This window comes from Mesorhizobium sp. M1E.F.Ca.ET.063.01.1.1 (genome assembly GCF_003998155.1).
GTDB lineage: Bacteria > Pseudomonadota > Alphaproteobacteria > Rhizobiales > Rhizobiaceae > Mesorhizobium.
Map to the genome: position 1 here is coordinate 1 of NZ_RZSC01000171.1, position 9,672 is coordinate 9,672.

9 protein-coding genes and 1 tRNA gene are annotated in these 9,672 nt (G+C 62.9%); 9 read left to right on the plus strand and 1 reads right to left on the minus strand.

From position 1 onward, the window contains the following. The 4 genes from EOA29_RS14625 to EOA29_RS14640 form a co-directional block, all read left to right on the plus strand. On the plus strand, nucleotides 1-949 hold a 949-nt coding region (locus EOA29_RS14625), incomplete at its 5' end, for a proline--tRNA ligase (RefSeq protein WP_127221076.1). Then, on the plus strand, nucleotides 949-2,232 hold the full coding sequence (locus tag EOA29_RS14630; protein ID WP_126093219.1) for a lipoprotein-releasing ABC transporter permease subunit: 1,284 nt from the start codon (nucleotides 949-951) through the stop codon (nucleotides 2,230-2,232). The genes EOA29_RS14625 and EOA29_RS14630, both read left to right, overlap by 1 nt. Then, the gene (locus EOA29_RS14635; RefSeq protein ID WP_189349996.1) at nucleotides 2,229-2,912 is read left to right on the plus strand and encodes an ABC transporter ATP-binding protein; all 684 of its coding nucleotides are present in this window, start codon (nucleotides 2,229-2,231) and stop codon (nucleotides 2,910-2,912) included. The genes EOA29_RS14630 and EOA29_RS14635 overlap by 4 nt, the downstream gene beginning before the upstream one ends. A 661-nt stretch (nucleotides 2,913-3,573) precedes the next feature. Then, complete coding sequence (locus EOA29_RS14640; protein ID WP_126093221.1) at nucleotides 3,574-4,824, plus strand: site-2 protease family protein; 1,251 nt, start codon at nucleotides 3,574-3,576, stop codon at nucleotides 4,822-4,824. A 66-nt stretch (nucleotides 4,825-4,890) separates the two neighbouring features. On the opposite strand, the gene lipB is transcribed toward EOA29_RS14640, so the two are convergent. Further along, the gene (lipB, locus tag EOA29_RS14645) at nucleotides 4,891-5,634 is read right to left on the minus strand and encodes a lipoyl(octanoyl) transferase LipB (protein ID WP_126093222.1); all 744 of its coding nucleotides are present in this window, start codon (nucleotides 5,632-5,634) and stop codon (nucleotides 4,891-4,893) included. A 237-nt stretch (nucleotides 5,635-5,871) separates the two neighbouring features. Between lipB and EOA29_RS14650 the strand changes: the two genes are divergently transcribed. The 5 genes from EOA29_RS14650 to EOA29_RS42240 all read left to right on the plus strand — a co-directional run. Further along, nucleotides 5,872-5,956: transfer RNA gene (locus tag EOA29_RS14650), tRNA-Leu, on the plus strand. 22 nt (nucleotides 5,957-5,978) lie between these two features. Then, on the plus strand, nucleotides 5,979-6,221 hold the full coding sequence (locus tag EOA29_RS41400; RefSeq protein ID WP_189349998.1) for a hypothetical protein: 243 nt from the start codon (nucleotides 5,979-5,981) through the stop codon (nucleotides 6,219-6,221). Nucleotides 6,222-6,392: 171 nt separating this feature from the next. Then, nucleotides 6,393-7,112 carry a glycosyltransferase gene (locus EOA29_RS14660; RefSeq protein ID WP_126093223.1) on the plus strand — a complete coding sequence of 240 codons (720 nt, stop codon included), beginning with the start codon at nucleotides 6,393-6,395 and terminating at the stop codon, nucleotides 7,110-7,112. A 41-nt stretch (nucleotides 7,113-7,153) separates the two neighbouring features. Continuing rightward, nucleotides 7,154-9,406, plus strand: a complete 2,253-nt coding sequence (locus EOA29_RS14665) for a lipopolysaccharide biosynthesis protein (protein WP_126093224.1) — start codon at nucleotides 7,154-7,156, stop codon at nucleotides 9,404-9,406. A 4-nt stretch (nucleotides 9,407-9,410) separates the two neighbouring features. Further along, a partial coding sequence (locus EOA29_RS42240; RefSeq protein WP_210213148.1) for a hypothetical protein occupies nucleotides 9,411-9,672 on the plus strand: 262 nt, incomplete at its 3' end.

Genomic DNA, 9,672 nt, shown 5'->3' on the forward strand with positions numbered 1-9,672 from the left:
GGACCTGCCGCTCAACCTCTACCATATCCAGTGGAAGTTCCGCGACGAAGTGCGTCCCCGCTTCGGCGTCATGCGCTCGCGCGAGTTCCTGATGAAGGACGCTTACTCGTTCGACCTGGATTTTGAAGGCGCCAAGGCCGCCTACAACCGCATGTTCGTGTCCTATCTCAGGACGTTCACGCGCATGGGGCTGCAGGCCATTCCGATGCGCGCCGATACCGGCCCCATCGGCGGCGACCTCAGCCACGAGTTCATCATCCTGGCCGAAACCGGCGAGAGCCAGGTGTTCTGCGACCGTGCCTATCTGTCGCTCGACGTGCCTGGCGCGGACACGAACTTCTCTAACGACGCCGAGATCGGCGGCATCGTGAAGACGTGGACGACACCTTACGCGGCCACCGACGAGATGCATGACGAAGCGGCGTGGGCGAACGTTTCCGAGGGCGACAGGCTCTCCGCGCGCGGCATCGAGGTCGGCCATATCTTCCATTTCGGCGAGAAGTATTCCAAGCCGATGGGCGCCAAGGTGACAGGGCCCGACGGCAAGGACCATTTCGCTTCGGGCGGCTCCTACGGCATCGGCCCGTCGCGGCTGGTCGCGGCGATCATCGAGGCGAGCCATGACGAGAACGGCATCATCTGGCCGGAAGCGGTGGCGCCGTTCGATATCGGCCTGATCAACATGAAGGCGGGCGACGTCGAATGCGACCGCGTCTGCGACGAGCTCTACGCGGCGCTCTCCGCGGCCGGCAAGGACGTTCTCTATGACGACACCGACCAGCGGCCCGGCGGCAAGTTCGCCACCGCCGACCTGATCGGCCTGCCATGGCAGGTGATCGTCGGTCCGCGCGGCGTGGCCGCCGGCGAGGTCGAGATCAAGAACCGCCGCAGCGGAGAGCGTGAGACGCTGCCGATCGCCGAGGCCAAGAAGCGCCTGGGTATAGCCTGATGAGCGAGGCGGCTGCAGCCCGAAAGTCGGCAGGCGCCTTTTCAGGCTTCGAGCGCATGGTGGCGTGGCGCTACCTGCGTTCGCGCCGCAAGGAGACGGTGATCTCGGTCATCGCCTCGATCTCGTTCCTCGGCATCATGCTTGGCGTCGCGACGCTGATCGTCGTCATGGCGGTGATGAACGGTTTTCGCGCCGAGCTGCTGACCCGCATCCTCGGCGTCAACGGCCATCTGATCGTGCAGCCGCTCGATTCGCCGCTGGAGGACTACGCCCAGGTGGCGAGCCGCATCAACGGCGTTGCCGGCGTCAAATACGCCATCCCGCTGATCGACGGACAGGTGCTGGCGCAGGGCAATGTCGGCGGCGGTGTGGGCGCGCTGGTGCGCGGCATCCGCGGCGAAGATCTCGGCAAGATCGCGATCGTGTCCGGCAACATCAAGCAGGGTACGCTGGAAGGCTTCGATACCGGCGAAGGTGTGGCGATCGGCAAGCGCATGGCCGAGAATCTCGGCCTCGTGCTCGGCGACACGATCACGCTGATCTCGCCGGAAGGCGACGTCACCCCGCTCGGCACCACGCCGCGCATGAAGGGCTACAAGATCACGGCGATCTTCGAGGTCGGCATGTCGGAATATGACAGCTCGATCGTCTACATGCCGTTTTCGGAAGCGCAGCTCTATTTCAACATGGACGGGCGGGCGCAGACCATCGAGATCTATGTCGACAACCCCGACAATGTCGACGTGCTGAAGCCGCTGGTCGAACAGGCGGCGCAGCGGCCGATCGACCTCGTCGACTGGCGCCAGCGCAACGAGACCTTCTTCTCGGCGCTGCAGGTCGAGCGCAACGTCATGTTCATGATCCTGACGCTGATCGTGCTGGTGGCGGCGCTCAACATCATTTCCGGCCTCGTCATGCTGGTGAAGGACAAGGGCCATGACATCGCCATCCTGCGCACGATGGGGGCTTCGCGCGGCGCGATCCTGCGCATCTTCCTGATGACGGGGGCCGCGATCGGCGTGACCGGGACCATCGCCGGCGTGCTGCTCGGCGTGGTCATCTGCCTCAACATCGAATCGATCCGCCAGTTCTTCTCCTGGATGACCGGCAGGATCCTGTTCAATCCCGAGCTCTATTTCCTCAGCCAACTGCCTGCGAAGATGGATCCGCGCGAGACCACCTATGTCGTTATCATGGCGCTCGCCTTATCCTTCCTGGCCACGCTGTTTCCTGCCTGGCGGGCGGCTAGGCTCGATCCGGTCGAAGCCTTGAGGTACGAGTGATGGCCGAAGCCATTATCGAGCTGAAGGGCGTCGAGCGGCACTATGTCCAGGGGCCCCGCAAGCTGACTATTCTCAACGGCGCCGACTTTTCGCTGCGTCGCGGCGAGATGGTGGCGCTGGTGGCGCCATCGGGCTCCGGCAAGTCGACCTTGCTGCATACGGCGGGACTGCTCGAGCGCCCGGACGCGGGGGACGTGATCCTTGCCGGCCGTGCCTGTGGCCGGCTCTCCGACGAAGAACGCACGGCGATCCGCCGCAACGATATCGGCTTCGTCTATCAGTTCCATCATCTGCTGCCGGAGTTCTCGGCCATCGAAAACATCATGATGCCGCAGTTGATCAAGGGACTTCCCCCCAAGGAGGCGTCGGAGCGGGCGGCACAGCTTCTCGACTACATGCAGATCGGCAAGCGCGCGCAGCACCGGCCGGCCGAGCTTTCCGGCGGCGAACAGCAGCGCGTGGCGATCGCGCGCGCCGTCGCCAACGCGCCGCTGGTGCTTCTCGCCGACGAGCCGACCGGCAATCTCGATCCGACGACCGCCTCCTATGTCTTCGACGCGCTGGAGGCGCTTGTCAGGCAATCGGGGCTGGCGGCGTTGATCGTCACCCACAATCACGAGCTGGCCTCGCGCATGGACCGGCGGGTGACGCTGGCCGAGGGCAAGGTGGTTCCGCTGTAACCCGTGTGTCGAGGTGTAAATCTGGGGGGGCACGGTAGGTTGAGCCGCCTTCCTTTCAGACGTTTGCGCTGCCCCTCATCCGCCTGCCGGCACCTTCTCCCCGTATAGTGACGGGGAGAAGGGGGCTGGCTGCGGCCTCAATGCTTATCCTGCAACGTTGACGATTGGCGAAATCAGCGAAGAGAGCGCCCCTCTCCCCGTCACTATACGGGGAGAGGATGCCGGCAGGCAGGTGAGGGGCGGCGCAGGCGCCCGAAAGGAAACGACTGCCCCGCGGCCGGGGCCCATGTCTTAAAGTCCCGGTCGCGCATCTTGTTGCGTCAACCTTTCCTTAACCGTGCCCAAACGGATCGCCGGATTGGCCCAGCACGCCGCTCCCTGATCGTTGACATTCGAACAAAATTAGAACAAATTACGAACATACCAACAACAGGAGAGAGTTATGGCCGATCTGGTTCAGGATGTCGTCTCGCTGGTTTGCATGAGCACCTTCCTCATTTCCATGGCGATCTGGATTGGCGCCATGTGATCAGGCGGCTCGCCGCCCTTGTTTCGGGCGGGCCAAAAGCCCGTCCTTGGGGCGGGCAAGAGCCCGCCCATTGTTAAGCTTTTCTTGGCCGCGCCGCCGTTAGGCTGCTTCCAAAGACAGGGAGCAAGGGCAGTGTCGGTCATCGCCACGGTCACCCTCGTGGCCGGAAATCTCGGACTGATCTTTCTGCTGATGACCGCGCCGCTCGGGCTGCGCACGGTTACGGTCAGCCGCGTCATCGAGGCCGATCGGAAACGCCTCTGGCAGGCGCTGTGGCCGTTCGGCGGCGACGCCGGCTGGTCGGGTGAAATCCTATCCGCCGTACCCCTGGACGGCGAGGGCGCGGCGCTGATCAAACTGTCCTGGGAGGGGCGGGATGGTCAACCGATCGAACGCAAGGCTCAGTTTCAGGATGTGGTGGAAGGCAGCCGCTTCTCGATGCGCGTCGTCGAGGACACGGCGCTCGATCCCTCATTCTGGGCCAACTATCGTGAAACCACCGAGCTCGTCCGCGAAGGCGACGCGACGCGGGTGACGCTTACGCAAACAGACCGCTATCGCGGCGTCGCCTTCCTGGTCTTCCGCTACTTCGCCATGCGCCGCGAACTCGCCAAGCTGCAGGTCTGGGCGAGAACCGGAACATATCGCAAGGGCGGCTGGTTCGAGCATCCGGTGAGCCAGATCGGCTTCGCCGTGCTTTCGACCTTCATCCTGTGGCCGTTCTTCGGGCTCAACCCTGGCGGGCTGGCGCTGGCCGCGATCCTGACCTCGGTGGTGGCGCTGCACGAGCTGGGTCACATGGCGGCGTTCCGCCTGACCGGGCATCGCCGGGCGCGGATGATCTTCATCCCGCTGCTCGGCGGCATCGCCATCGGCGGCAGGCCCTATGACAGCCGCTTCGAGGTGGCCTTCGTGGCGCTGATGGGGGCGGGCTTCTCCGCCTTCCTGGTGCCCGTCCTGATCGCCGCCAGCGGCCTTGCCGGCAGCGAGGGACATCGCCTGGCGGCGTTGCTGCTGGCGACGCTTGCCGGCTGCGCGTCGCTGTTCAACATCGCCAATCTGGTGCCGGTGTGGAAGTTCGACGGCGGCCAGGTGCTGCGCCAGATCTGCCCAGGGCCACTCGCGCTCGCGCTGGCGTCCTTCCTGCTGCTCTCCGCCCTGTTGGCGCTCGGCTGGCGCGCCGGTTTCCCGCCCGGCTTCCTGCTCATCGCCGGAGCGGTGTTCTCGATGCTCAGCCTGCTCACCGTGGGCAGCGGCGTGAAGCCGCGTCACGAGCTGAAGCCGATCCGAGCCGTCGATCGCCTGGCCATGGCCGGCGCGCTGCTCGCGGTCTTTGCCATTCACGGCTATGGTGTGCTCTGGGCTTCGGCGCAGCTCATGTAGAGTGTGCTGACACGTTTTCGACTCGGCCTGACCTGAATCTCAGTACACCCTAGGCCGGAGCGGGGTTTAGCCTGCCTTTCGGGTCAGTTCGGCGACCGGGGCCGAGGCAGGCCCGAACACGTCCTCGAAGGCGGATTTCAGCGCGAGGTCGAGGTCGGCCATGGTCACGGGCAGGCCGAGGTCGACGAGGCTGGTCACGCCGTGGTCCGAGACGCCGCAAGGCACGATGCCGCTGAAATGGCCAAGCTCCGGCTCGACATTGATGGCGATGCCATGGAAGCTCACCCAGCGCCGCAGCCGGATGCCTATTGCCGCGATCTTGTCCTCGGCCGGCGAGCCATCGGGCAGGGCAGGGCGATCCGGCCGCACCACCCAGACGCCGACCCGGTCCTCGCGCCGCTCGCCGCGCACGTTGAAGGCGGCAAGTGTTTCGATGATCCACTCTTCGAGCGCTGCGACGAAGGCGCGGACATCCTCGCGCCGGCGCTTCAGGTCGAGCATCACATAGGCGACCCGCTGGCCGGGGCCGTGATAGGTGTATTCGCCGCCGCGCCCGGCGGCGAAGACCGGGAACCGGTCGGGCTCGATCAGGTCTTCGATACGCGCGCTGGTGCCGGCGGTGTAGAGCGGCGGATGCTCGACCAGCCAGACCATCTCGCCGGCCGCGCCGCTGCGGATCGCCTCGGCGCGGGCTTCCATGAAGGCGAGCGCATCCGGATAGGCGGTCAATCCGGGCTCGATCACCCATTCGACCGGCGCCGAACCGGGCAGGGGCAGGAACGACGTGGCGATCTGGCTGCGTTCTGTCATGGAACTTTCGATCTTCGACTATGCATGCCGTTATCCCAAAACCGCCTTGCACTTTTGGGCGACATGCATTTGCCAATCATATGGCGGCAATCGGCCGAAACGTCCAGTTCCGCCGGCGTGAAGCCGGGTCGTGAAGGGTTGTGCATATCTGCGGCGATTATTCCGCACGGCGCACTTGTTTCGCCGGAAGCGATTTGCTACAGGCCCCGGGCCGGACGGTTCCGGCTCCTACCACGTGCGGTCGTGGCGGAATTGGTAGACGCGCAGCGTTGAGGTCGCTGTGGGGCAACCCGTGGAAGTTCGAGTCTTCTCGACCGCACCAAACTCCTCCCCGAAAGTTTCTTTTGACGGCCGGCGCCGTCCATGTCGGCAAGCTTCCAGCCGATGACGGCGACATCGAAGCCGGCCTCCGCCGCCAGGTCCAGGAACTGCTTGCCGCTCTGCACGGCGTTCACCAGTTCGAAACGTCCATCGCATTCCAGCATTTGGCGGAGTGCCGACACGACGAGCGGATTGCGTTCGGCGCCGACAACGCGCACGCGCTACCCGCCGACTGCTTCGTCGAAGCTGTTTCGGTACACTGGTAGCGGCGCGTGGCACCCTGCTTCATTCAAACGGACGAGGACAGTGGACAAGCATGCCCCTAGCGTGATCCGGGCGGATGTCACGCGGAAGGGTTGCAAACCGGCAATGAGAAAAAATCAAGTCGCCAGCCACGTCGTGCGCTTGAGGTGCCCCGCACTCTCGGGAGAGGCGAGATGGACCCCCACCTGGTTTGCATAGGAGGCGAGGACCACCGCCTGCATATTCCGTTCCTGCTGTCGCTGCGCAAAAAGGGTTTTAGGCTGACGGCCATATCGAGTGACGACGTCACCGCGTTTTCACGCCACGGAATTCCGCATCATCGCATTGAATTCGATCGATTTGCCATTGGCGGTGCGCGATTGAGCGCGTTGCGCTCGGTCCGCGGGTTGATGGCAGAGACCCGGCCGGACATCATCCAAAGCTTCGACACCAAGCCCAATTTGCTGACCCCTTTGGCAGTGCGCGGTCAGGTGCCGGTCGTCCGCACGATAAACGGGCTCGGCTGGACCTTCTCTTTGCTGGAAGCACGAGCGCGGGTCCTGCGCCTTGTCTTCTGCAGCCTGCAATGGCTCGCCTCTCTCTGGACTGCCGCGACTTTTTTCCAGAATAGGAACGATCGGGCTTTCTTCGAGCACTGGTGGCTGACCCGAAAAGGCACGGCGCGGCTGATAGCCGGTTCGAGAAACGACGTGGGCGCGTTCGCGGCGGCTAGTCATTGCGGACTTTCGGCCGACGCCACGAACCTTAGCGCGCAGCGTCTTCGAGTTCATCGAAGCAGAAGAGAATCTCTCCTGGAATCTGTCCGCTCCGCCGTTCTCACCCAGGTGAATCTCAAACAACACGCCAACCACCGACTCAGGGATAGCGGCGACCTTTTGTTGAAGGGCCATTGAGAGGGCTGAACCGATCAACTCGATCTCCGGATTGAAACGGCATGATCATTGAACTTTTCGGACCAGCGGGATCCGGTAAAACAACCTTCGCGAACGCCCTCGCCAAGCATTTGCGCGACCATGGGTACGTTGCCAAAGTCACCCTGTGCTACCTGCCCCGCGATAGAGGCGGCGGCTGGGACCGCTTCGGCATTTTCGCGGTAATCTCCCGAATATCATCCGCCATTTTCATCACAGTTCTGGCACTTCTTTCTTCATTTTGGCGAAACAGTGATATTGCATCCGCAAATAAAATTGTAAGAACAATACCACCAAAGAGCCTTATACGGCGAATTCTTATGTGGCAGTACATAGTTCGCCTGTCACGCTGCTGGACACAGGCGCAGGGATCAACAAATATAATCATATTCGACCAAGGCTTTGTGCAGGCGATCGGGTCCCTTGCAATGTTCAATGGCGCCGCAGACGACAGGTTGATCGTGCGAGCGCTCGAATCTACGCCCCGGGCTGATCTGGTGGTTGGGATGGCAGTCCCGCGCGATGTCGTGGAAGCACGGCTTCAGACAAGAATGATGCACGAACCGCCTGCGGAACGGTTCTTAGACGTAGACGTCGCTGGCAACATGCAATTTTTCGATGTCTTCGAAAAGATTGGTAATGTTCTCCGGAGCGCGCGGCGAAGCAACGTCTCGGTTGGGGCAGTCGACGAACAGTCCATCGCAAGCGGCCTTTGTCAGGTGGAACAGGAAATCCAGACGCGATTATCGCGAACCGGGGTTCCCTTCATCAACGACACGCGCGGTGGCGGGTTGGCGGCCGCAAGACAGGCGGATAACAAGGGAAGCACGGAAGACTGCTCGGAAAGTCAGTCGCTTGAACTCCATGCGGCCGACGGGGTTACTCATACCCTCTCACTCGGGGGCACCGCAGGCCGATCATCCGTTACTGTGTTCCACCGGCGTCCCCATGATGTGGGCCGGCGTCTATTGCATGCGAGCATATTCGCCCTTCTGGTCTATATCGGTGGTGCGGGCCTCACCAGCATGGCACAGCTTGGAATCGCACGGCTGGTCGGCGCGACGAGCTATGGCACCTACTCATACGCCTTGGCATGGAGCACCGTTCTCGCCACCCTCTCGACGCTCGGCTTTAACATGTCGCTGTTGCGCTTCGTGCCGGAATACAGGGCCGCTGGACGTTGGGACCTAGCGCGCGGCGTAATCATCTTCGCGCTCTCGTGGTCGCTCTCGGCCGCGATGCTGGCGGGACTGACAGGAGCCAGCCTCGTCGCCTTTTCGGGAGAGAATCACCAGGAACTTCAGAGGGCAATGCTGCTCGCCATGGCGGCGGTGCCGCTGATGACGGCCTGTACGCTTGGCGCCAGCCTAATTCGCGCCTTTGGAGGCGTGGTGTCCGCGCTTTTGCCCGAGCGTGTGGCGCGCGATGGGCTGCTGTTGGCGCTGGTGGGTGGCGCGGCGTTTTCGGGCTGGGTAACCCTGGATGCCCCTTTCGCGATGATGGCGGTAGTGACAAGCTCGGCCGTTACCGCGATGCTTGTCCTCGCCACGGCAATCAAGCTGCGGCCGACTGACCTGCAAAACGCGCGGGCGAGTTATTCCGGGCGTTTGTGGCGGTCTGTAATCCCTCCTACCGTGCTAATTACCGGGCTTGATGCCTTCGTAAGCCGAACGGGGGTCATGCTTTTGGGTTGGACGGGCCGGGTCCACGAGGCTGGCATTTTTGCCCTATGCCTGAACGTGGCGATGCTGGTCGGTCTTTCGAATGTCGCAGTAAGCACGATGTTCTCGCCGACTGCTGCGGATCTTCATGCCCGCGGGGATCACGAAGGCCTGCAGCGGCTATTCTCACGAGCAGCAGTTCTGAGTTTCAGCGGGGCACTCGCATTGGCCCTGGCGTTGCTGGTGGTCACCGAACCTCTCCTAAGCTGGTTCGGCGAGGATTTTGCTGTGGGAGCACCGATCGCACGAATCCTCATCATGGGTTATCTCTGCAATGCGGTTTGCGGACCCCAGCTAAACCTTCTGACCATGACCAAGAATGAGTGGGCCGCCGCGACGACGATGGTTGGCGGCTCCGTGACTGCCGTCGTCGCCTGTGCAGCCGGCATAGCGATGGACGGGGCGACCGGAGCGGCGGTCGGCTTCACGCTCGCACTGGTCGTCTGGAACTTGGCAATGGCCACCAACATCCGCAAGCGATTGAACATCTTGCCCGGTCTCGTCTTTGCTGCCTTAGCCTTGAGGTCGGGACAGCTCAGAGCTCGCTTGGGATAGCCGCATGTCCCAATTCGTGGGGTTCGATGCAATGATATCCACCGGTCATCAGCCCAGCTGCGTCCCGCAATGTGAGCCTGAATCTCCGGCGACCCTGGCCAGCGAAACGAAAAATGCCAACGCCACGCCTGCCGGGGAGATCGAGGTACTTAGCACCCTGCTCGCGGCGCTGACCGCATTGGAGCGAAGCAACGTCGAATGCTGCTATTGGAGGAGCAGCAGGCGCCTTCCAGCTGTCCTGCTGGGTGAATCGGACCTTGATCTAC